The 19,785-nt window shown below is 68.0% G+C and carries 21 protein-coding genes; 6 read left to right on the plus strand and 15 right to left on the minus strand.

Features of this window, described 5'->3' with window-relative positions:
• Positions 1–86 precede the first annotated feature (86 nt).
• The 3 genes from JOF42_RS15640 to JOF42_RS15650 all read right to left on the minus strand — a co-directional run bounded on the left by JOF42_RS15640 (position 87) and on the right by JOF42_RS15650 (position 3,607).
• Entirely contained in the window at positions 87–1,046 is a 960-nt protein-coding gene (locus JOF42_RS15640; RefSeq protein WP_210098670.1) for a carbohydrate ABC transporter permease, read from the minus strand.
• Entirely contained in the window at positions 1,043–2,182 is a 1,140-nt protein-coding gene (locus tag JOF42_RS15645) for a carbohydrate ABC transporter permease (protein WP_210098671.1), read from the minus strand. The genes JOF42_RS15640 and JOF42_RS15645 overlap by 4 nt, the downstream gene beginning before the upstream one ends.
• Before the next feature lie 108 nt (positions 2,183–2,290).
• On the minus strand, positions 2,291–3,607 hold the full coding sequence (locus JOF42_RS15650; RefSeq protein ID WP_210098672.1) for an ABC transporter substrate-binding protein: 1,317 nt from the start codon (positions 3,605–3,607) through the stop codon (positions 2,291–2,293).
• 281 nt (positions 3,608–3,888) lie between these two features.
• Between JOF42_RS15650 and JOF42_RS15655 the strand changes: the two genes are divergently transcribed.
• Positions 3,889–4,893 (plus strand): LacI family DNA-binding transcriptional regulator, encoded by a 1,005-nt coding sequence (locus tag JOF42_RS15655; protein ID WP_210098673.1) that lies wholly within the window; start codon positions 3,889–3,891, stop codon positions 4,891–4,893.
• A 106-nt stretch (positions 4,894–4,999) separates the two neighbouring features.
• Here the strand turns inward: JOF42_RS15655 and rplL are convergent, their stop codons facing one another.
• From rplL to JOF42_RS15670, 3 genes are all read right to left on the minus strand, one after another.
• Entirely contained in the window at positions 5,000–5,377 is a 378-nt protein-coding gene (gene rplL / locus JOF42_RS15660) for a 50S ribosomal protein L7/L12 (RefSeq protein ID WP_042539579.1), read from the minus strand.
• Between the two features lie 50 nt (positions 5,378–5,427).
• The gene (gene rplJ / locus JOF42_RS15665; protein WP_210098674.1) at positions 5,428–5,916 is read right to left on the minus strand and encodes a 50S ribosomal protein L10; all 489 of its coding nucleotides are present in this window, start codon (positions 5,914–5,916) and stop codon (positions 5,428–5,430) included.
• A gap of 233 nt (positions 5,917–6,149) precedes the next feature.
• On the minus strand, positions 6,150–7,943 hold the full coding sequence (locus JOF42_RS15670) for a glycoside hydrolase family 15 protein (RefSeq protein WP_210098675.1): 1,794 nt from the start codon (positions 7,941–7,943) through the stop codon (positions 6,150–6,152).
• A gap of 51 nt (positions 7,944–7,994) precedes the next feature.
• On the opposite strand from JOF42_RS15670, the gene JOF42_RS15675 reads away from it, so the two are divergent.
• On the plus strand, positions 7,995–9,359 hold the full coding sequence (locus JOF42_RS15675) for a glucose-6-phosphate dehydrogenase (RefSeq protein ID WP_210098676.1): 1,365 nt from the start codon (positions 7,995–7,997) through the stop codon (positions 9,357–9,359).
• 81 nt (positions 9,360–9,440) lie between these two features.
• On the plus strand, positions 9,441–10,133 hold the full coding sequence (locus tag JOF42_RS15680) for a YqaJ viral recombinase family protein (protein ID WP_210098677.1): 693 nt from the start codon (positions 9,441–9,443) through the stop codon (positions 10,131–10,133).
• Positions 10,134–10,148: 15 nt separating this feature from the next.
• On the opposite strand, the gene JOF42_RS15685 is transcribed toward JOF42_RS15680, so the two are convergent.
• Genes JOF42_RS15685 through JOF42_RS15705 form a run of 5 tightly spaced genes read right to left on the minus strand, consistent with a single transcriptional unit; the run spans position 10,149 to position 13,221 of the window.
• Positions 10,149–10,682: a hypothetical protein gene (locus JOF42_RS15685; protein WP_210098678.1), complete on the minus strand. Its 534-nt coding sequence runs from the start codon at positions 10,680–10,682 to the stop codon at positions 10,149–10,151.
• Positions 10,679–11,326: a hypothetical protein gene (locus JOF42_RS15690; RefSeq protein WP_210098679.1), complete on the minus strand. Its 648-nt coding sequence runs from the start codon at positions 11,324–11,326 to the stop codon at positions 10,679–10,681. Before JOF42_RS15690 ends, JOF42_RS15685 begins: the two co-directional genes overlap by 4 nt.
• Entirely contained in the window at positions 11,323–11,949 is a 627-nt protein-coding gene (locus JOF42_RS15695) for a signal peptidase I (protein ID WP_210098680.1), read from the minus strand. The genes JOF42_RS15690 and JOF42_RS15695 overlap by 4 nt, the downstream gene beginning before the upstream one ends.
• A 28-nt stretch (positions 11,950–11,977) precedes the next feature.
• Positions 11,978–12,595 (minus strand): SipW-dependent-type signal peptide-containing protein, encoded by a 618-nt coding sequence (locus JOF42_RS15700; RefSeq protein WP_210098681.1) that lies wholly within the window; start codon positions 12,593–12,595, stop codon positions 11,978–11,980.
• A gap of 2 nt (positions 12,596–12,597) precedes the next feature.
• Positions 12,598–13,221, minus strand: coding sequence for a SipW-dependent-type signal peptide-containing protein (locus tag JOF42_RS15705; RefSeq protein WP_210098682.1), 624 nt, complete (start codon positions 13,219–13,221; stop codon positions 12,598–12,600).
• 314 nt (positions 13,222–13,535) lie between these two features.
• Here JOF42_RS15705 and JOF42_RS15710 point away from each other — a divergent pair, with 314 nt between their 5' ends.
• Complete coding sequence (locus JOF42_RS15710) at positions 13,536–15,215, plus strand: MDR family MFS transporter (RefSeq protein ID WP_210098683.1); 1,680 nt, start codon at positions 13,536–13,538, stop codon at positions 15,213–15,215.
• Positions 15,216–15,226: 11 nt separating this feature from the next.
• On the plus strand, positions 15,227–15,721 hold the full coding sequence (locus tag JOF42_RS15715; protein ID WP_245340826.1) for a MarR family winged helix-turn-helix transcriptional regulator: 495 nt from the start codon (positions 15,227–15,229) through the stop codon (positions 15,719–15,721).
• A gap of 43 nt (positions 15,722–15,764) precedes the next feature.
• Here JOF42_RS15715 and JOF42_RS15720 read toward each other — a convergent pair whose 3' ends face one another.
• Positions 15,765–16,643 (minus strand): LysR family transcriptional regulator ArgP, encoded by an 879-nt coding sequence (locus tag JOF42_RS15720; RefSeq protein ID WP_210098684.1) that lies wholly within the window; start codon positions 16,641–16,643, stop codon positions 15,765–15,767.
• A gap of 71 nt (positions 16,644–16,714) precedes the next feature.
• Between JOF42_RS15720 and JOF42_RS15725 the strand changes: the two genes are divergently transcribed.
• Positions 16,715–17,395: a LysE/ArgO family amino acid transporter gene (locus JOF42_RS15725; protein ID WP_210098685.1), complete on the plus strand. Its 681-nt coding sequence runs from the start codon at positions 16,715–16,717 to the stop codon at positions 17,393–17,395.
• A 15-nt stretch (positions 17,396–17,410) separates the two neighbouring features.
• Here the strand turns inward: JOF42_RS15725 and JOF42_RS15730 are convergent, their stop codons facing one another.
• Genes JOF42_RS15730 through JOF42_RS15740 form a run of 3 tightly spaced genes read right to left on the minus strand, consistent with a single transcriptional unit; the run spans position 17,411 to position 19,706 of the window.
• Entirely contained in the window at positions 17,411–18,232 is an 822-nt protein-coding gene (locus JOF42_RS15730) for an amino acid ABC transporter ATP-binding protein (RefSeq protein WP_281070773.1), read from the minus strand.
• Positions 18,219–18,884, minus strand: a complete 666-nt coding sequence (locus JOF42_RS15735; protein ID WP_210098686.1) for an amino acid ABC transporter permease — start codon at positions 18,882–18,884, stop codon at positions 18,219–18,221. The genes JOF42_RS15730 and JOF42_RS15735 overlap by 14 nt, the downstream gene beginning before the upstream one ends.
• Before the next feature lie 3 nt (positions 18,885–18,887).
• A complete protein-coding gene (locus JOF42_RS15740) occupies positions 18,888–19,706 on the minus strand; it encodes an amino acid ABC transporter substrate-binding protein (protein WP_210098687.1) in 819 nt (272 codons plus the stop codon).
• Between the last annotated feature and the right edge of the window lie 79 nt (positions 19,707–19,785).

A 19,785-nucleotide genomic window follows, 5' to 3' on the forward strand; every position in this document is an offset into this window, starting at 1 on the left:
CACAGCGTACGTGCGACGATGCCGCGACCGGGGTTGTGTTGCACCCGGCCGCGGCATCGTGTGTCACAGATGTCGGCGTGAACCGATCAGCCCTTCGTCGAACCCGCCAGGAGTCCGCGCACGAAGTAGCGCTGCAGCGAGAAGAACACGATCAGCGGCACGATGATCGACACGAACGCACCGGCGGTGAGCAGGTACCAGCCCTCACCACGACCGGTGATCTCGGCGAGCACCTTGGTGATCGGCGATGCGGCGCCGTCGGCGAACACGAGTGCGACGAGCAGATCGTTCCAGACCCAGAGGAACTGGAAGATCGCGACCGACGCGATCGCCGGCATCGTCAGCGGCAGCACCACCCGGAAGAAGATCTGCCCACGAGAGGCACCGTCGACGCGCGCGGCCTCGATGATCTCGCCCGGGATCTCCGACATGAAGTTGTGCAGCAGGTAGATCGCCAGCGGCAGCGCGAACATCGAGTGCGCGATCCACACCTGCGCGTAGCCGCCCGAGATGTCGAGCCCCTCCGTCACCTGGATCCCGAAGAGGTTGATGCCCCGCGAGAACGAGGACAGCAGCGGAACGAGAGCCATCTGGATCGGCACGATCTGCAGCGCGAACACGAAGATGAACAGCGCGTTGCGACCCTTGAACTCGATCCACGAGAACGCGTATGCGGCCATCGCGGCAATCATCAGCGGGATGACCGTGGCGGGGATCGTGATCACGATGGAGTTGAAGAACGACTCCAGGATGGTCAGCTGCGTGGTGCCCGACTGCAGCACGGCCGCGTAGTTGTCGAGGGTCAACTGCGGGTTGGTGAAGAAGGTCCACCAGCCGGTGGTCTCGATCGCATCCCTCTCACGGAACGACGAGATGAAGAGTCCGAGCGTCGGGATCGTCCAGAGGACGGCGATGACGATCGAGGCGACTGTCGCCCACGGCCGACTGAGGCGCTTGCGCGCTCGCCCTGCGGAGGCTTCGAAGCGTCCGGCGGTGGTGATCGCCCTCGTGCTCTGGCCGGTGTCTGAGTTCACGGTGTCGGTCATCGGATCTCCCGCTGCTTCTTGATCTGGCGCGCGTTGTAGATCACGATCGGCAGCACCAGGATGAACAGGATGACGGAGAGCGCAGCGCTGCGTCCCGCCTCGAACTTGGAGAACTGCGTGTACATCTCATTCGCGAGCACGGACGTGCCGTAGTTTCCACCGGTCATCGTGCGCACGATGTCGAAGACCTTCAGCGATGCGATCGAGATCGTCGTCAGGACCACGATGAGAGCCGGTCGGATCGACGGGATCGTCACCGACCAGAAGCGCTCCCAGGCGTTCGCGCCGTCGAGCTCGGCCGCCTCGAGAAGCTCCGCAGGGACTCCCTTGATCGATGCCGAGAGCACGACCATCGCGAAACCGGTCTGCACCCAGATCAGCACCACGATGAGGGCGAGGTTGTTCCACGGCCCGTTGAGCAGGAACTGCTGCGGTTCGCCGCCGAACCACACCAGGATCTGGTTGAGGAGACCGATCTGCTCGAAGTCGGGGCCGCGGTAGGCGTACACGAAGCGCCAGATGATGCTGGCACCCACGAACGAGATGGCCATCGGCATGAAGACCAGCAGCTTGTAGATCTTCTCGCCGCGGGTCTTGTCGATGAACACCGCGTAGGCGAGGCCGATGAGGGTCGACAGGGTCGGCACGAGCAGCACCCAGACGATCGTGTTCACGACCGAGGTCACACCGTCGGACTGCGTGAAGATCCACAGGTAGTTCGAGAAGCCGACGAAGTCACTGCCCGTCGAGTTCCAGAACGACGCGTAGACCGTCTGGATCGACGGGAGGATGAGCCCGGCCAGGAGCAGCAGGATCGCCGGCGCCATGAACGCGACCAGCTGGATCAGGTATCCCACACCGTCGCGCGATCGGTAGTCCAGGAAGAAGAACAGGGCGCCGACGGCGACCGCGACTCCCATCGCCCAGTAGTAGGAGTTGAAGAACCACATCACCGCGAGCGGGATGAGGAGGCACATCGCGAGGCGGATGCCGGTGTAGAGCGCGCCCTTGCGGGGCGCGATGTCGACGAGAAGCAGGATCACCACGACCACCACCGCGAAGGCGATGACGACGGCGAGAGCCTGGACGATCGGGGGCAGAGACCCGATCCATTGGAAGAACACAGTCGCGTTCATGGATTCCCCTTCATGAGACGGAGCTGATCAGCGGTCCGCGCGACGATGCGCGGACCGGTTGGGAGATGAGAAGGTGGGCCACCCGTTCGGGTGGCCCACCTCATCCGGTCAGCTGGACGGCCAGCCGGTCTCGATCTGCGTCAGCACCTCATCGGTCGAGGTTCCGTTGATCCACGCGACCATGCCCTTCCAGAACGTGCCCGAGCCGACAGCACCCGGCATCTGGTCGGAACCGTCGAAGCGGAAGGTGACCGAGTCGTCCTGCAGCAGCTTGATCGACTCCTGGAGGATCGGGTTCTCGACGGCCTCGATGTCGACGCCCTTGTTGGCCGACGTGACGCCACCGAGAGCCAGACGCTTGTCAGCCCACTCGGGGCTCGACAGGTACTCGAGCACCTTCTGCGTCGCCTCGTCGTCGCTGAACGCGCCGACGATCTCGCCACCACCGGTGATGAACGTCTCGTCCTCGCTCTTGCTCGGGAGCAGGAAGGCCCAGACGTCGCCGTCCTCGGAGATGTCCGTGCCGTCGGGGAAGAAGCCCGAGAGGAAGGATGCCTGGTGGGTCAGCGCGCACTCGCCGCTCGCGACCTTGGGTGCGACGTCGCCGAACGCGGTCGAGTTGATCGAGCGCACGTCGCCGAAGCCGGCGTTGACGTAGTCGGGGTTGAGCAGGAGCTCACCCGTGGCGTCGAACGCCTCCTTGATCTGGGGGTCCGTGAACGGGACCTCGTTCTTGACCCACTGGTCGTAGACGTCGGCACCGGCGTTGCGGAGCACGAGGTCCTCGATCCAGTCGGTTCCGGGCCAGCCGGTCGCCACACCCGACTCGAAGCCGGCGCACCACGGAGCCGTGCCGCTCTTCTCCTGGATGGTCTTGGTGAGCGTGAGCAGCTCATCCCAGCTCGTGGGCTCCTGGACGCCCCACTCGGCGAACTTCTTGGGCGAGTACCAGACCCAGCCCTTGACGCTCGCCATGAGCGGTGCGCCGTAGAACTCGTCCTTGTACGTGCCGAAGTCGACCCAGCCCTGCGTCCAGTACTTCTTCGCGTTGGCCTCGACCGCGTCGGGAGCCGGCTTCAGGAAGTCGCGAGCCGCGTAGTCCGCGAACAGACCCGGCTGCGGGAAGATCGCGATGTCGGGCGGGTTGCCGCCCTGTGCGCGGGTGCCGAGCTGCGTCTCGAAGTCCTGGCTGCCCTCGTACTTGATCGTGATGTCGTTCTCCTTCTCGAAGTCCGACCACGACTCCGCGAGGAGCTCCGCCTCTCCCTCGACGATCGTGCCGTAGATGGTGACGGTGTTGTCGCCGCCGCCTCCTCCGCCGCCGCCCGTCGATCCGCCGGGAGCACCACAACCGGCGAGCGCGATGCCCGCGACTCCCAGCAGGGCGATCGGCGCGTAACGCCGCGAACGCTGTGACAGACCCATGTGAATTCTCCTCTTCGAGTTTCACGGCCCCCCGCTCATTCTGCGCCGCCCCTCGGCACAGAATCGGGAACCGATTCCAGGACAACCTATCGGGGTCGAACACCCCGACACAACACGCCAGGATCACAAGCTCGCAACCTTTTCGACTCCGCGGATCGCCCGCATGGGAGCGCTCCCTCACTTTCGGACTGGAACCGGTTCCTTTCCCCGCGACGAGCGGCTACGCTGTCATCGGCGCGCAGGAGGGGCTGAGGCGCCGGACGCATGGTCGAGGAGGACCGATGAGCACGATCGCGGACGTCGCGGCGCGCGCAGGCGTGTCGAAGGCCACCGCGAGCCGAGCACTGAGCGGTCGCGGCTACGTCTCGGAGGGCACTCGCAAGAGGGTCGCGGACGCTGCGGACGAACTGGCGTACGTCGCCCACTCCTCCGCCACGAGCCTCGCCACCGGCCGTACGCAGACCGTCGGCGTGATCATGCCCCCGGTCGACCGCTGGTACTTCTCCGAGCTGCTCGCCGGCATCCAGGAGTCGCTGTTCGCCCTCGACTACGAACTCGCCCTGTACGGGATCCGCGAGGGCACCGAGACGAGGCAGCGGCTCTTCGACACGGTGCTCCCCGGGCGGCGGTTCGACGGGATCATCGCCGTCGGCATCCAACCGAGCGCGCAGGAGCTCGACCGGCTGCACCGCTCCGAGCGGCCGCTGGTCAGCGTGGGCCCCTACAGCGAAGGCTCCAGTGCCGTGTCGATCGACGACGTCGCCGCCGCGCGGATCGCGACGGAGCACCTCATCGAGCTCGGACACACCGACATCGCCTTCGTCGGGGGCGCGGCGGACCCCGACGACCTCAGCTTCGGCGACGCCCAGCGGGTCGAGGGCTATCTCGAAGCCCTCGCCGCGGCGGGGCTCGAGGCCGTCGCGCGAATCGCGGATGCCTCCCCCACGATGCCCGGCGGCTACGCCGCCGCCGTCGAGCTGCTGGCCGATCGCCGGGGCCGCCCCACGGCGATCGTGGGCGTGTGCGACGAGGCCGCGATCGGGGCGATGATCGCCGCACGCCGCCTGGGCATCGCGGTGCCCACGGAATTGAGCATCGTCGGGGTCGACGACCATCAGCACGCCGAGATGTTCGCGCTGACCACCATCAAGCAGTCGCCGCGCGAGCAGGGGCACGAGGCGGTGCGCCTGCTGCAGCAGCAGATCGACCATCCGGACTCGCCCCGGGAGCGCACCGTCACGGCATCCGCTCTGGTCGTGCGCAGCTCCACCGCCGGGCGCCGCTGAACCCGATCTCGCTCCCGGACGCACGAAAGCCCCGGGCGGACCCGGGGCTTTCGTGAAGCGTTCAGACGCTTCCAGGGCGAGGCGCTATGCCGCGACCTGGAACGGATTACTTGAGGGTAACCGTGGCGCCTGCCTCTTCGAGGGCAGCCTTGGCCTTCTCGGCTGCTTCCTTGTTCGCGCCCTCGAGCACGGCCTTGGGAGCACCGTCGACGACAGCCTTGGCCTCGCCGAGACCCAGCGAGGTGAGCTCGCGGACGGTCTTGATGACCTGGATCTTCTTGTCGCCAGCAGCCTCGAGGATGACGTCGAAGGAGTCCTTCTCCTCAACCTCTTCAGCAGCTCCGCCACCTGCGCCGGCAACGGCGACGGGGGCAGCAGCGGTGACCTCGAACTTCTCCTCGAACGCCTTGACGAAGTCGTTGAGCTCGACGAGGGTCAGGCCGGCGAACTGCTCGAGCAGCTCCTCAGTGGTGAGCTTAGCCATGATGTATCTCCTAGATAGATGGGGTTTGTTGAACGAGAACGTCAGGTCGCTTACGCGGCCTCGGCGGTCTCCAGCTTTTCGCGAAGAGCATCGATGGTGGCGGCAGCCTTGCCCATCGTGGCCTTCATCATGCCCGCAGCCTTCGCCAGCAGAACCTCACGGCTCTCGAGCGCGGCGTACTTGTTGACCTCGTCGGCGGTGAGGGCGTTGCCCTCGAAGATGCCGGACTTGATCACGAGAAGCGGGTTGGCCTTGGCGAAGTCACGCAGAGCCTTTGCAGTGGCGACGAAGTCACCGTGCACGAACGCGACGGCCGACGGACCCTTGAGGTCGTCGTCCAGCGCGGTGATGCCAGCCTTGTTGGCGGCGATCTTGGTCAGCGTGTTCTTCACCACGGCGTACTCAGCGTCCTGACGGATGCTGTTGCGCAGCTCCTTGAGCTGGGCAACCGTCAGACCGCGGTACTCGGTCAGCAGAACGGCAGTCGAGTCCTCGAATGACTTCGTGAGCTCGGCGACCGATGCATCCTTCTGCGCCATGGTCACTCCTTGGTGTGTACGAGGTGCCTCACGGCGGTGAGGCACCGGTTCCGACCCCTGGCAACAGAAAAGCTCCGGCGCAAGCGCACGGAGCTTTGAGAAGTTCGTGTCCTGCGCGGGCCCCTGCTGAGCAGAGCTTCAATCCTCATGCGCTTGCGCACACGACGATGACCAGCGGTCTTCGGTTACGACAACTGTACCCCACGGCACCCTCGGCCCCAAATCGGTCGGGATCACCGACGGTGCGCCGCGCGACCTCCGTGGCCCGCGAGCGCGTCGGCGGCGCGGATGAGGCTCAGGTGCGAAAGCGCCTGCGGGGTGTTGCCCGCCTGCCGCGCGTTCGCGACGTCGTACTCCTCCGACAGCAGTCCGAGGTCGTTCGTCATCCCGATCAACCGCTCCATCAGATCGCGCGCCTCGTCGACACGACCGCTCGTCGCATACTGCTCGACCAGCCAGAAGCTGCACGCGATGAAGGGATGCTCATCGCCGTCGAGCCCGTCCACACCCGACTCCGTGCGGTAGCGACGGAGGAATCCGTCGGTGAGCAGGGTGCGCTCGATCTGCTCCACGGTGCGGAGCATCCGCGGGTCGTCGGCGGCACAGTACCCGACCTGTGGGAGCACGAGCAGCGAGGCGTCGACCTCGGTGGAGCCGTAGTGCTGGATGAAGTATCCGTGGTCCGCGTCGACGCCGCGCTCGTCGATCTCGCGGCGCAGACCGTCGCGCACCGTCGCCCAGCGATCGGCGTCACCGGCGAGGCCGCGCTCCCGCACGGCGCGGACGCCGCGGTCGAGAGCCGCCCACATCATGACCCGGGAGTGGGTGAACCACTGCGGCTCGCCCCGGATCTCCCAGATGCCGTTGTCCGGGCGGTCGATGGACGCGATCACCTGCTCGATGAGCGCCCGCTGCAGGGGCCACGAGAAGTCGCCCTCCTCGAGACCTGCGATCCTGGCGCACTCGAGCGCGACGAGCACCTCGCCGATCACATCTCCCTGGTACTGGTCGACCGCGCCGTTGCCGATCCGCACCGGCGCCGCCCCTCCGTAGCCGGGCAGGCTCGTGAGCTCGCGCTCGATGAGGTCGCGCTCCCCGGCGATCCCGTACATGATCTGCACCTCGTTCGGCTCACCGGCGACGGCTCGGAGCAGCCATCGACGCCAGTGATGGGCTTCGGTGAGGAATCCGTGGGCGATGAGCGCCTCGAGCGTCAGCGCGGCGTCCCGCAGCCAGACGAAGCGGTAGTCCCAGTTCCGCGAGCCGCCGAACTCCTCGGGGAGCGACGTGGTCGCCGCGGCCACGATGCCACCGGTGTCCTTGTTCGTGAGCGCCCGCAGCACGAGCAGGGAGCGCACGACCTCGCCACGGTACGCACCGTCGTGCTGGATCCCGCTCGCCCAGCCCTGCCACCACGCTCGCGTGGCGGCGATCGCGTCGTCGACGTCGAGCGGTGCCGGGTGATGCTCGTGCGAGGGGAACCAGCTGAGAGTCAGGTCTCGGACCTCTTCCGCCGAGACCGTGAGCGTCCCCCGATGCCTGTGATCCTCCGCGACGAGCCGCACTCCGCGCACGATCACCGCCTCCGGTCCGGCCGTCGCGCGCAGGGCCGGCTGCTCGCTCGTACCCACCTGACGCACCCACGGAAGCCTGCGGGAGTAGTCGAAGTGCAGACGCAGCTCGGTGACGAACTCGACCTGACCTGTGATGCCGACGATCCGACGCACGACGTCGCTGCGCGTCGGATGCAGCGGCATGAACTCGTGCACCTCCGCGACACCGTCCGACGTCTCCCACCGGGTGACGAGGATGAACGTGTCCGACACGTAGTGCCGCTCGGAGGTCGCCGTCTCATCGAGCGGACGCAGTGTCCAGCATCCGTTCGGCGCCTCCCCCAGCAGCGCTCCGAACAGCGACGGCGCATCGAACCGAGGCAGGCACAGCCAGTCGATGCTGCCCTCCTTCGAGACGAGCGCGCCGGTGCGGCAGTCGCTGAGCAGGGCGTAGTCCTCGATGGGAGCGGGCATCGACCGATTCTGGCACGACTGTCGACGGGGTGGACGGGTTACGGTGGGGTCATGGCCGATGCGACGACGCTCGTGATCTTCGGAGCCGGTGGCGATCTCGCCTCCCGTCTCCTCCTTCCCGCGCTGGGACAGCTGCTGATGAGAGAGCCCGCTCGCTCGGTCAGCATCGTCGGCGCCGACCGCGAGGAGCTGACCGACGCCGATCTCGAGGCCGTCGTCCGCACGGCGTTCGCGACGATGGATGCCGAGGCCGCCGCCTCCCGCGTCGACGTGGAATACGTGCGGACCGACATCACGAAATCCGATGACCTGCGCGCGGTGCTGAAGGACCGCGCCGGGCAGGTGGCGATCTACTTCGCCGTGCCACCCTCGGTCGCGGCGGCCTCGATCGCGGCGCTGACGCCCGACATGCTGCCCGACGGCGCCGTCCTCGTCATGGAGAAGCCGTTCGGCACCGACGAAGAGAGCGCGCGAGCGCTGAACCGCACGCTCACGGCGCTGGTCCCCGAGAGTCAGGTCTTCCGGGTCGATCACTTCCTCGGTCGTTCGACCACTCTCAACCTGCTCGGCGCGCGCTTCGCCAACCGCATCCTCGAACCGCTGTGGTCGGCCGAGAGCATCGAGTCGGTCGACATCGTCTACGACGAATCGCTCGCTCTGGAGGGCCGCGCCGGGTACTACGACTCGGCCGGGGCGCTGGTCGACATGATCCAGAGCCATCTCCTGCAGGTGCTCGCCGTGCTGGCGATGGAGGAGCCGACGACGCTCGACGAGGTCGACTTCCGCGCGGCGACGAGCGCCGTGCTCCGGGCGACCACGGTGTGGGGCGACGACCCGGTGGCGTCGTCGCGCCGGGCTCGGTACACGGCCGGCACGGTCGGCGGTGCCGAGAAGCCGTCGTACGTCGACGAGCCCGGCGTCGACCCCGAGCGTCAGACCGAGACCCTCGCCGAGGCGACCTTCGAGGTGCGCAACAGCCGCTGGGCGGGGACGCCGTTCCGGCTGCGATCCGGCAAGGCGCTCGGCACGCCGGCGACCGAGATCGTCGTGCACTTCCGTCCCGTCAGGCACCTGCCGACCGGACTGACCGGCTCGTCTGCGGGCGCCGCCCTCCGCTTCTCGCTCGGCCCCGACCGGATCTCGCTCGACCTGAACCTGAACGCCGCGGAGGATCCGTTCGAGCTGGAGCGCGCGACGCTGTCGGCAGAGCTCGGCGAGGGGGCTCTCAAGGCGTACGCCGAAGTGCTCTCCGGGGTGCTCGACGGCGACCCGCTGCTGGCCGTGCGCGGCGATGCCGCCGAGCAGTGCTGGCGGATCGTCGCGCCCATCCTCGAGGCGTGGCACCGAGGCGAGGTACCCCTCGAGGAGTACGTCGCCGGCTCACCCGGACCCGACGGCTGGCCCGCCCTCGGCTGAGTGACGTCCGGACGGAACGAGGGATGCCGCGGAGCGGCGTGTACGGGAACGAGAGTCCCTGACCGGGGTTACGCTCGATGGGTGACCCCGGAACTCCAAGCTCGCATCGTCGCGGACTCCCGCGACCGCGTGGCCTGGATGCGGGCCCGCTCGCGCGGGATCACCGCGACGGATGTGGCCGGTCTCACGAGCGAGCGATCGATCGCACGCGCAGCAGACTCGAAGCTCGGCGGCGGTCCCCGTTTCGGCGGCAACGCGTACACGGATCACGGTCGGCGCCGCGAGCCCGAGATCGCCGCCTGGGTCGCTGCGACGCACGGCATCCTTCCCTCCTCCGCCCTGTTCCGCGCCGAGGTCGAACACCGCCACCTCGCCACTCCCGACGGCATCGCCGTCGATGCGGGCGGACGCGTCGAGCTCGCCGAGATCAAGACGACGAACAAGGCGTTCCGCGGCATCCCCCGCACCTACCTCCGTCAGGTGTGGTGGCAGCAGCACGTGCTCGGCGCCGAGCGCACGCTGTTCGTGTGGGAGGAGCACGTCGACTTCTCCCCCATCCACGACGAGCCCAAGTGCGTCTGGATCGACCGCGACGACCGCGAGATCGCGAAGCTGGTGGGCTTGGCGACCGACCTCATCGACGAGCTGTACCGGCGCACCACCGGCATGCAGGTGCCGACGCGGATCGCCGAAGCCACGGCCGCCGCAGCCGCCAGCCGCCGTGAGCACCTCCGCGAGCGCGACGCCTTCCGCGCGCTCGCCCTCGCCGACTGAATCTCGCGGGCCGCGTCACGTCCCGTTCGCCGGGGTGCACGAGACCGCCGTCGACAGAAGCGGCGCGTTGTAGGTGACCGTGGTGGGTGTCGTCGAGGTCTTCCAGGTGCCGTATGTGGTGCGCATCTCGAGGACGATGTCGGCTCCGAGCAACGACCCGAGCAGTCCGCTGAGCAGACCGGTGGTGATGTCGGCGGTGTAACGGCCCTGCGCGTCCGGGCCGGTCACCGTGGGGACGATCACGTTGGTGCCCACCCGCCATTCGACATTGCTGCCGGAGAAACTCGAGTAGGGGGTGACCGCCGGCCACTCCCACGTGACCTTCATGAACGATCCGCCCAGCACGGGAGGGCGGATGCAGGTGGGGATGCTCGTGATCTGCGGCGGCAGGAGACGGGCGGTGAAGGTGGTCTGCGCCTGCTCCGCATCGGTGAAGGACGCGTCGGACACCTGGGCGGCGGGAGCGAGTCCGATGCCCACGAGAAGGGCCGCCCCCGCGATCGCGGCGAGCGCGCGGCGACGGCGCGAGCTCTCTGCGAGGTCCCTCATGGGGCATCCTCCCCCGCCGTCGATCCTCGACGCGTGCGGGCGGCGATCGTGAGCCCGCCACCGACCAGCACCGCCGCGACGCCGAGCGACCACGGAACGACCGGTGTGAGCCCGGTCGTCGCGAGACCGCCGTCGGGTCCGACGACGACGGTTTCTCCGGCACCCGAGGCGTGCACGCGCACCTGAGTCGTCCCCGGGTCCGCTCGCTCGAGTCTGACCTCAAGGCGCAGGTGCATGACCTCGGAGTCCGTCATCTCCGCGAGCGGGGTCTCGGTGCCGTCGCGGGGCACCGGCCAGGCGGCCATGAGCTCGGAGGCGCCGCTCGAGCATCCGGTCGGATCCCACTCCTGCGCGCAGGCGCGCACGTCGACCACGATCGCGGCATCACCGCTCGCGCTCACGCCGACCCTGATGACGCCGGGATCCGACGCCTCGGCGCTCACCGTGACGTCCCACTGCATGGTCTGTCCGGGGAGCATGTCGGACGCGGCCTCCCAGTCGGCGACCGAGACGATCCGCAGCACATCGCCCTGCACGATCTCCGTCGTCGGCGCCGCCCATGCGGGCGGTGCACACACGACGGCTGCCGTCGCGCCGAGCACGATGGCAAGGATGCGCGACGCCACCGCCCTCGCGTCCGTCATGGCGCCCTCGGGGTGTCGTCGTCACGGCGTTGCCGTGATGAACGCGGCCAGAACGCCCAGACGACGAGCACCGACGCTCCGATCGTGAGACCGCCGAGCACCAGCGGGTCGCCCATGGCCACGATCACGGTCGCGATGCCGGGCACGGAGAAGAGCACGACGCGCACCGTCTGCACGGTGTAGGGGTAGGGGTCGTCCGCCGCGTTCGCATCTCCGCGCATCGTGATCACGCGCTGGGCGTCGGTCGGGCCGGCAGAGACCGAGGTGACTCGGTGGGTGACGGGCAGATCCCCTTCTCGGTCGACCGTGACCACGTCTCCGACGTCGATCTCGGAGGCAGGGACGCTCTGCACGACGGCGACGGAGCCGGCCGGGATGGTGGGAGACATGGAGCCGGTGCGGAACATGATCAGCGTGATGTTCGCCGTGAGCGCGAGCACCACCAGCACCATGCAGAGCACTCCGGCCGCTGCAGCGACCCAGAGCAGGGCGTCCCCGAGCATCCGTCCGATCCCGCGATGCCGCGCACGAGGGAGAGAGGACGACACAGCCACGGATGCCGAGGGCTCGCCGACCGTCGACGCCTGCTCCCGCAGGCTCCGCCTCGTCGGCTGCACGGTCATCGTTCGTTCCCTCTTCTTCGCCGTCGCCTCAGGACGAGGTCCCGGTGATCTGCCACGTCTGGATCGCCGTCAGCCCCTGCGCGGTGTTGAGCGTGCCCGCGGGCAGTGTGACCGCGAAGCAGTAGTTGACCGTCGACGTGCCGTTGGCCGCGACGGCCTGGGTGCCGGTGCCGGCGGTGCCGATCGCGGAGTTGTCGGGCACCACCGCGGTCCCGGCCGTGTATGTGGTCGCGTTGCAGGCGACTCCCGCGATCGACCGCACCCCGTAGCGCAGGTACGTGCCCAGGCCTGTTCCCCCGGTCGACGCCACGCTGAGCTGCAGCGTCCCTGCGACCGACGGATTGGCGGTCTTGACGCTGAACAGCGCATAGACGGTCGACCCCGGCGCGAGCGCGTTGAACGGAGTGCTGAACGACAGCGCGCCCGGCGTGCCGACGGGGTGATTCGTGAACGTCGTACCGTCGACCGCACCGACGATGTCGAATCGACCCGCGGTGAAGGTCGCGGTGCCGTACTCCGAGTCGTTCCAGGCGGCGAGAGTGGCCGTCGTGCCGATGCCGAGCACCAGCCCTCCCGCGAGCAGGGCGCGCACCCGACGCACGAGCAGCCGCTTCCGCTCCCGCATGCGTCTGCGGGTCTCGGCCATGATCAGTTCGCGGTCGACGTCGCCGTGAACTTCCAGGTCGCGGTGGCCGATGCGCCCTGAGTCAGGCCGGCGCCTCCGGTGACCGCGAAGCAGAGCTGGACGGCGGTTCCGGCCGTTCCCGCGGTGGCCCCCTTCGTGAGCGGTACCGACGTGGGCGCGGTCTGGGCGCTCAACGTCGTGCCCGTGGCCACGACGGTGCCCGTCGCTCCCGCACCGCAGGTGGCTCCCGGCGCTATGGCTGTGACGACGTAGGAGAGATTGGCCTCATTGCCACCGGTGCCGGCGGTGACACCCGTCGGGAGCAAGGTCGCACTGTTGGTCGTGGTGCTGTCGAGACGCACCCAGAACGGTGCGTAGACGACATCGCCGGGGGCCATGGACGACGCCACCGCAGGCAGCTGGAAGACGAGCGACGCGGCGGAACCGCCCGTGTCGACGTTGTGACTCGCGTAGCCTCCCGTCGCGCTCGTCGTCGAGCCCTCGAGGTTGAAGGATCCGGCGGTGAACGTGCCCGTCGCGAACTCCGAGTCGTTCCAGGCGGCGAGCGTCACCCCGATCCCGACGCCGAGCACGAGCCCTCCGGCCAACACTGCGAGCACTTTCCTTTGCGTGTCCTTCGTTGACATTGCACATTCCCCCTCAGGAATCACGACCCGCGGATGACTGGGGATGGCCGCCCCTCAGCGGCCCACATCGACGTCGTCGCTTCGTTTCGGTCAGTTTTGTCCAAGACATCTCGTATATCAAGGCCGTGTCGATCACGATCGCACATCGCTCCCCGCATTTCCCGACGAAACGTCTGTGCCAAGCACGAACCGATGGGCCGGTCGACGATGGTTGACGAACATCAACCACTTGCGTATAGTTGACGAAGTTCAACCATCTATCCGCCGCGCCAGAGCTGACGCAGCACGACCCAGCGACTCGCGAAAGGCTCCGCATGACCACGGACTCCCCCACTCGGATGACGCACCGCCAGGTGCTCGAGGCCCTGACCGGCCTGCTCCTCGGCATGTTCGTCTCGATGATCGCCACCACGGTGGTCTCGACCTCCATGCCCGTCATCGTCCACGACCTCGGCGGAGATCAGGCCGCCTACACCTGGGTCATCACCGCGACGCTCCTCACCACGGCGATCTCGACGCCGGTCTGGGGCAAGCTCGCCGATCTGTTCAACCGCAAGCTCCTCATCCAGCTCGCGATCGTGATCTTCGTCGGTGCCACCGCCGCCGCGGGCTTCGCGCAGGACACCGACACGCTGATCGCGTTCCGTGCCATCCAGGGCATCGGCGGTGGCGGTCTCGCCGCCCTCAGCCAGGTCATCATGGCCGACATCATCAGCCCGCGAGAGCGCGGCCGCTACATGGGACTCTTCGGCGCGGTCATGGCCGTCGCGACCGTGGGCGGCCCGCTGCTCGGCGGCTGGGTCACCGACACGATCAACTGGCGCTGGAACTTCTTCGTCGCACTGCCCTTCGCCGTCGCCGCGCTCATCATCCTGCAGAAGACTCTGCACATCAGCACCGAACGCACCCGCAAGGCATCCATCGACTACCTGGGCATCGTGCTGCTCTCCGCCGCGGTGTCCCTGCTTCTCATCTGGGTGACGAACGCCGGCACGACGTTCGACTGGTGGGGCACCGAGACGGTGCTCATGGTCGGCGGCGCCGTCGTCGCCACGATCGCGTTCATCATCGTCGAGATCAAGGTCAGAGAGCCCCTGATCCCGCTGTCGCTGTTCCGCGGCCGCACCTTCACGCTGTCGGTCGTCGCCTCGATCTCGATCGGCGTCGCCATGTTCGGCACCTCGGTCTACCTCGCTCAGTACATGCAGCTGTCGCGGGGGGCCTCGCCGACCGAGGCAGGCCTGATGACGCTGCCGATGATGGCCGGGCTGCTGATCTCGTCGATGGTGATCGGCCAGCTCGTGACGCGCTTCGGCAAGTGGAAGGGGTACCTGATCCTCGGCTCGGTGCTGCTGATCGCGGGCTCCACGATGCTGTCGACCCTGCATTACGACACCAACTTCGCGCTCGTCTCCCTGTACATGTTCCTCACCGGAGCCGGAGTGGGCATGACCATGCAGAACCTCGTGCTGATCGTGCAGAACGTCGCGAAGCCGACCGAGATGGGAGTCGCGAGCTCCGGTGTCACCTTCTTCCGCAGCCTCGGCGGGACCATCGGCGTCTCGGTCATGGGCGCCGTGCTGGCGAACTCGCTCACAAGCCTGTTCAGCGACGGCAAGGAGAAGATCGGCGCGGCCATCGCCCAGCTCGGCGACAAGGGCGCGGAGGTCGCAGCTCAGCTGTCCAGCGGGACGCTCCCCGAGGTGCGTCTGCTTCCCGAGCCCGTGCGGTCGATCATCGAGGACTATTACGCACAGGCCATCTCGCACGCGTTCCTGATCGGCATCCCGCTCGCCGTGATCAGCCTGATCGCGATCCTGTTCCTGCCGAACAAGCCGCTGACCCGCATGACCACGAGCGAGCGTGCGAAGGCCGACTCCGAGAAGGGCGCAGGCACCGTCGAAGGCGCCGCCGACGTCGCGATCGCCGACGCCGAGGCGCTCACCGGATCTCCGACCGGGACCGTGAACGTCGTACCGCGGAACGATCGGTAGCGCGACACCCGATGTCCGACGCAGAGATGATCCCCGCCCCTGCGCGGGGTTCCGAAGGGGTGCGGGCCCACGCGGTCCACGCCCTCGAAGCCGAGTTCAGCGAACTGATCACCCACTTCCGTCGGCTGATCATGGAGAACGCCGATCGGGTGAGCCCCGGCATGCTCCCCGGGGCCTACAAGACCTTCACGACGATCGCGCGGTGCGGCCAGGTCACCGCCTCGGCCCTGTCGGAGCGGATGCTCGTCGACAAGGGCCAGATCAGCCGCACCGTTCGCGAGCTCGAGTCCCTGGGTCTGATCGAACGCTCCCCCGACCCGAAAGACGGACGCTCCTCACTGCTGAGCCTCACCCCGCACGGTGAGGCGAAGCTCGCCGAGGCGCGGCTCCCGCAGGAGGGGCTGCTGATGCGGCACCTGTCGGAGTGGAGCGTCGACGACATCGACAACCTCACGCGGCTGCTGCACGCCCTCGGCTCCGGCCGCACCCCCGACACCGGGGGCTGACACCCGCCCCGGCCGCTCGGTTGTCAGCACCGACCGAGCGGGCTCAGTGAGCCAGAACGCGTCGGGCTTCGGCGGCGACCTCGTCGGCGATGGTGTCGAGCACGCGCGACCGCAGGTTCCACTGTTGCCAGTACAGGCGCACGCGCAACGGCGGCCCGCCGAGTGACACGAGCTGATGGTCTGACTGCTGCAGGAGCGGCATCATCCCCCACCCCAGCCCGAGGCGGACGGCGAGGGCGTAGTCATGGGATGCGGGGACGTAATGCCTCGGCACGCCCTGTGGCGTCACACCCATGGCCGTCAGCCACTCGTGCTGCAGAGTGTCTCGCCGGTCGAAGTCCACGAACGGCGCGGCCTCCAATGCATCGCGGGTCACCCCTCGTGGAAACCAGCGTTCGACGAAGGCGGCCTCACCCATCGCGTGATACTCCAGCACCCCGAGCGCTGACACCGAGCATCCGGCGACCGGCGCCGACTCGCTCGTGACGGCGGCCATCACCGTCCCCGACTCGAGCAGCCTGGCGGTGAAGTTCTGATCATCCCGGTGCAGGTCGAAGTCGAGATCGTGTGCTGCGGAGAGCCGAGCGAGCGGGGGCAGGAACCACGTCGCCATCGAGTCGGCGTTGACAGCGAGAGGGATGCGGGTGCGCGTCGTCCTCTCCGACTCGAGGCCCAGTTCGCCGAGCGCGTCGTGCTCGAGCAGCGCGATCTGACGCGCGAGCCGCACGACCGCCTCCCCCGCCTCGGTGAGGCGCGCCGGCTTCGAGCGCACGACGAGCACTCGACCCAGCTGCTCCTCGAGGGCTTTGAGACGCTGACTCACCGCAGACGGAGTCACCTGAAGCAGACGAGACGCCGCATCGAGTGTTCCCTCGTCTGCGACGGCGGCGACGGTGGCCGCGAGCTCAGGATCGATCTTCACATAAGTGATGCTAATGGTTCGACAGTAATCCTCGCTGGTGCTCATGTTCGAGTCCCCCCTACCGTGGACCCATGCTCTCCGTCTTCTCGGGCCTCGGACTCGGCCTGTCCCTCATCGTCGCCATCGGCGCGCAGAACGTCTTCGTGCTGCGCCAGGGCATCCGTCGCGAGCACGTGCTGCCGGTCGTCGTCATCTGCGCCCTGTCCGATGCCCTGCTGATCGCCGCGGGTGTCGCGGGCCTCGGGTTCGTCATCTCGGCCGCCCCGTGGCTCGTCGTCGTGGCGCGATGGGCGGGTGCCCTGTTCCTCCTGGCGTACGGCATCCTCGCCGCACGACGCGCATGGCTCGGCGGCGAGGAGCTGCGGGTGGATTCCGCGGATGCCGACGCCACTGCCTCGGCGCCGACCGCCCCCGGCGTCGCGACGGCGACGCGGCCGCGCGCCGCCACCCGCACCGCTCTCGGGCCGGTGATCGCGACCATCCTCGCCCTGACGTGGTTGAACCCGCACGTCTACCTCGACACGGTGCTGATGCTCGGCTCGATCGCCGCGACGCACGGCGACGAGCGCTGGCTGTTCGCGGCGGGCGCCATCGCCGCCAGCATCCTGTGGTTCACCGCCCTCGGCTTCGGCGCGCGCTACCTGGGCCGGTGGCTGCGCACCGAACGCTCGTGGCGCATCCTCGACGCCCTCATCGCCGTCGTGATGATCACGCTCGCCGTCAGCCTGGTCCTGCCGGTCATCGGCGGCTGACCGAGCGAGCCGTCGTCAGTCCCCGTCGAGGGGGCGCAGGATGCGGGTGAGGAACCGCTGCGTGCGCTCGTGCTGAGGAGCGCCGAAGATCTCGGAGGGCGGGCCCTCCTCGATGACGACTCCCGCATCCATGAAGAACACCCGATCAGCCGCCTCACGAGCGAAGCTCAGCTCGTGCGTGACGACGACCATGCTCCATCCCTCATCGGCGAGCTCCTTGATCACGAGCAGCACCTCGCCGACGAGCTCGGGATCGAGTGCGCTGGTCGGCTCGTCGAAGAGCAGGAGGTCGGGGCGCAGCGCGAGCGCGCGCACGATGCCGACCCGCTGCTGCTGCCCACCGGACAGCTCGTGCGGGCGAGCATCCGCCTTGTCGGCGAGCCCCACCCTGGCGAGGAGCGCCTGCGCCTCCGCGACCACCTCGGCCTTGGGGCGCCCCTGCACGCGCCACGGCCCCTCGATCACGTTCTCGAGCACCGAGAGGTGAGGGAAGAGGTTGTGGTGCTGGAAGACCATCGCCGAGCGATCACGCAGCGCCAGACGCTTCTGCTTGCGCTCACGCGGTTTCACCGGCGAGCCCGGTGCGAAGTCGATGTCGGGACCCCCGGCGACGACGATCGTGCCGGAGTCCGGCGTCTCGAGGCCGTTGAGGGCTCGGAGCACGGTGGTCTTTCCGGATCCACTCGGTCCGATCAGCACCACGACCTCGCCGCGGTGCAGCGTCAGGTCGATGCCCCGGAGCACCTCGTTGTCGCCGAAGCTCTTGCGCAGGCCGCGCGCGGTCAGCAGCGCGTCGGTCGTGGGCTCACCCGAGCCGGCGGGATCACTGGGCGACATTGCGGTCGAGCCTCCTCTCGAGGGCGCTCTGCCCGAACGACAGCACCAGACAGATCACCCAGTACACCAGCGCCGCCGCAAGATAGACCACCATGAAATCGAGGGTGGCCGATGCGATCTGCTGCGCGACCTTGAACAGCTCGGTGACGAGGATCAGGGATGCCAGCGAGGTGTCCTTGACGAGCGAGATGAACGTGTTCGACAGCGGCGGCACCGAGACCCGAGCGGCCTGCGGGAGGATGACGCGGGTCAGAGTGCGTGTCCGATTCATCCCGACCGTGTACGCCGCCTCCCACTGCCCCTTCGGCACCGATTGGATCGCAGCACGGACGACCTCGGCTCCGTACCCGCCGACGTTGAGTGACAGGGCGATGATGGCGCTCGGCCACGGGTCGAGCTTGAGCCCGATCGACCCGAGGCCGTAGAAGATCACGAACAGCTGCACGATCATCGGCGTTCCGCGGATCACGGAGATGTAGAACCGCGCGATGCCCGACACGATCGGGATGACCGAGATCCGCATCAGGGCGACGCCGATCGCGATGACGAGCCCCAGCGCGAACGACACGAGCGCGAGCGGCACCGTCACCGTCACCCCCGCCAGGGCGATGGGCCCGAGTGACGAGAGGAACAGCTGCCAGGGGTTCTCCATGGGTTACTGGGTGACGTCTTCGCCGAAGTACTTGTCGCTGATCTCGGCGAGGGTGCCGTCGGCGCGCAGCTCGTCGAGAGCTCCGTCGATCGCCTCGACGAGCGCCGTCTTGTCCTTCGTGAACACGAAGGCCTGCTTTCCGGCGTCGTCGGTCTCGGCGGCGATCTTGAGCCCGGAGGGGCTGTTCGTCTTCTCGTAGTCGAGGAAGGTCAGCTTGTCGTTGACGGTCGCATCCACACGACCCTGGCGCAGCAGCTCGACGGCCTGCGCCCAGCCCTCCACTCCCTCGACCGTGGCACCGGAGTCGGTCGCCAACTCGTACCAGTTGCTCGTGAGGGACTGCGCGGTCGTCTTGCCCTTCAGGTCGTCGAACGACGAGATCGAGTCGTCGTCCTCGGCGACCACGATGACTCCGGGCGAGACGGTGTACGGCTCACTGAACAGGTACTTCTCCTCACGCTCGTCGTTGATGCTCACCTGGTTCGCGATCACGTCGAAGCGCCCCGCATCGAGGCCCGCGAAGATCGCGTCCCACTGGGTCTCCTGGAACTCGACCTCGAGGTCGAGCTTGTCGGCCACGGCCTGGATGATCTCGACGTCGAAGCCCGTGAGGTCGCCGGTGCCGCCGTCGGCATGGAAGCTGAACGGACGGTAGGTGCCCTCGGTCGCGACCGTGAGGACGCCGTCCTTGACGAGTCCGAAGCTGCTGTCCGCCGCGCCCTCGCTCGAGCTGCTCTCGGAGGGGGTCGTGCTTCCGCTGCATGCGGTGAGTGCTGCGGCGGCGACGACCAGTGCGGTGACGGCGATGAGGCGACGGGACATGTGAGTACCCTCCTGGGGTGCGATGTGAGGCGCGTGTGCTGTGGCGCGGAACTCACCCACAGTACGTGGCATCCGGCCC

Origin of the sequence: Microbacterium phyllosphaerae, assembly GCF_017876435.1 — a bacterium.
In the GTDB taxonomy this organism is placed as follows: Bacteria; Actinomycetota; Actinomycetes; order Actinomycetales; family Microbacteriaceae; genus Microbacterium; species Microbacterium phyllosphaerae.

Coding starts and splice junctions, on each gene's coding strand:
- JOF42_RS15690 (WP_210098679.1), bottom strand. CDS start 11,326: ATGACGGACGCGAGGGCGGTGGCGTCGCGCATCCTTGCCATCGTGCTC.
- JOF42_RS15685 (WP_210098678.1), bottom strand. CDS start 10,682: ATGAGGGACCTCGCAGAGAGCTCGCGCCGTCGCCGCGCGCTCGCCGCG.
- JOF42_RS15725 (WP_210098685.1), top strand. CDS start 16,715: ATGCTCTCCGTCTTCTCGGGCCTCGGACTCGGCCTGTCCCTCATCGTC.
- JOF42_RS15700 (WP_210098681.1), bottom strand. CDS start 12,595: ATGGCCGAGACCCGCAGACGCATGCGGGAGCGGAAGCGGCTGCTCGTG.
- JOF42_RS15710 (WP_210098683.1), top strand. CDS start 13,536: ATGACCACGGACTCCCCCACTCGGATGACGCACCGCCAGGTGCTCGAG.
- JOF42_RS15650 (WP_210098672.1), bottom strand. CDS start 3,607: ATGGGTCTGTCACAGCGTTCGCGGCGTTACGCGCCGATCGCCCTGCTG.
- rplL (WP_042539579.1), bottom strand. CDS start 5,377: ATGGCTAAGCTCACCACTGAGGAGCTGCTCGAGCAGTTCGCCGGCCTG.
- rplJ (WP_210098674.1), bottom strand. CDS start 5,916: ATGGCGCAGAAGGATGCATCGGTCGCCGAGCTCACGAAGTCATTCGAG.
- JOF42_RS15695 (WP_210098680.1), bottom strand. CDS start 11,949: ATGACCGTGCAGCCGACGAGGCGGAGCCTGCGGGAGCAGGCGTCGACG.
- JOF42_RS15705 (WP_210098682.1), bottom strand. CDS start 13,221: ATGTCAACGAAGGACACGCAAAGGAAAGTGCTCGCAGTGTTGGCCGGA.
- JOF42_RS15640 (WP_210098670.1), bottom strand. CDS start 1,046: ATGACCGACACCGTGAACTCAGACACCGGCCAGAGCACGAGGGCGATC.
- JOF42_RS15655 (WP_210098673.1), top strand. CDS start 3,889: ATGAGCACGATCGCGGACGTCGCGGCGCGCGCAGGCGTGTCGAAGGCC.
- JOF42_RS15670 (WP_210098675.1), bottom strand. CDS start 7,943: ATGCCCGCTCCCATCGAGGACTACGCCCTGCTCAGCGACTGCCGCACC.
- JOF42_RS15735 (WP_210098686.1), bottom strand. CDS start 18,884: ATGGAGAACCCCTGGCAGCTGTTCCTCTCGTCACTCGGGCCCATCGCC.
- JOF42_RS15715 (WP_245340826.1), top strand. CDS start 15,227: ATGTCCGACGCAGAGATGATCCCCGCCCCTGCGCGGGGTTCCGAAGGG.
- JOF42_RS15645 (WP_210098671.1), bottom strand. CDS start 2,182: ATGAACGCGACTGTGTTCTTCCAATGGATCGGGTCTCTGCCCCCGATC.
- JOF42_RS15675 (WP_210098676.1), top strand. CDS start 7,995: ATGGCCGATGCGACGACGCTCGTGATCTTCGGAGCCGGTGGCGATCTC.
- JOF42_RS15730 (WP_281070773.1), bottom strand. CDS start 18,232: ATGTCGCCCAGTGATCCCGCCGGCTCGGGTGAGCCCACGACCGACGCG.
- JOF42_RS15740 (WP_210098687.1), bottom strand. CDS start 19,706: ATGTCCCGTCGCCTCATCGCCGTCACCGCACTGGTCGTCGCCGCCGCA.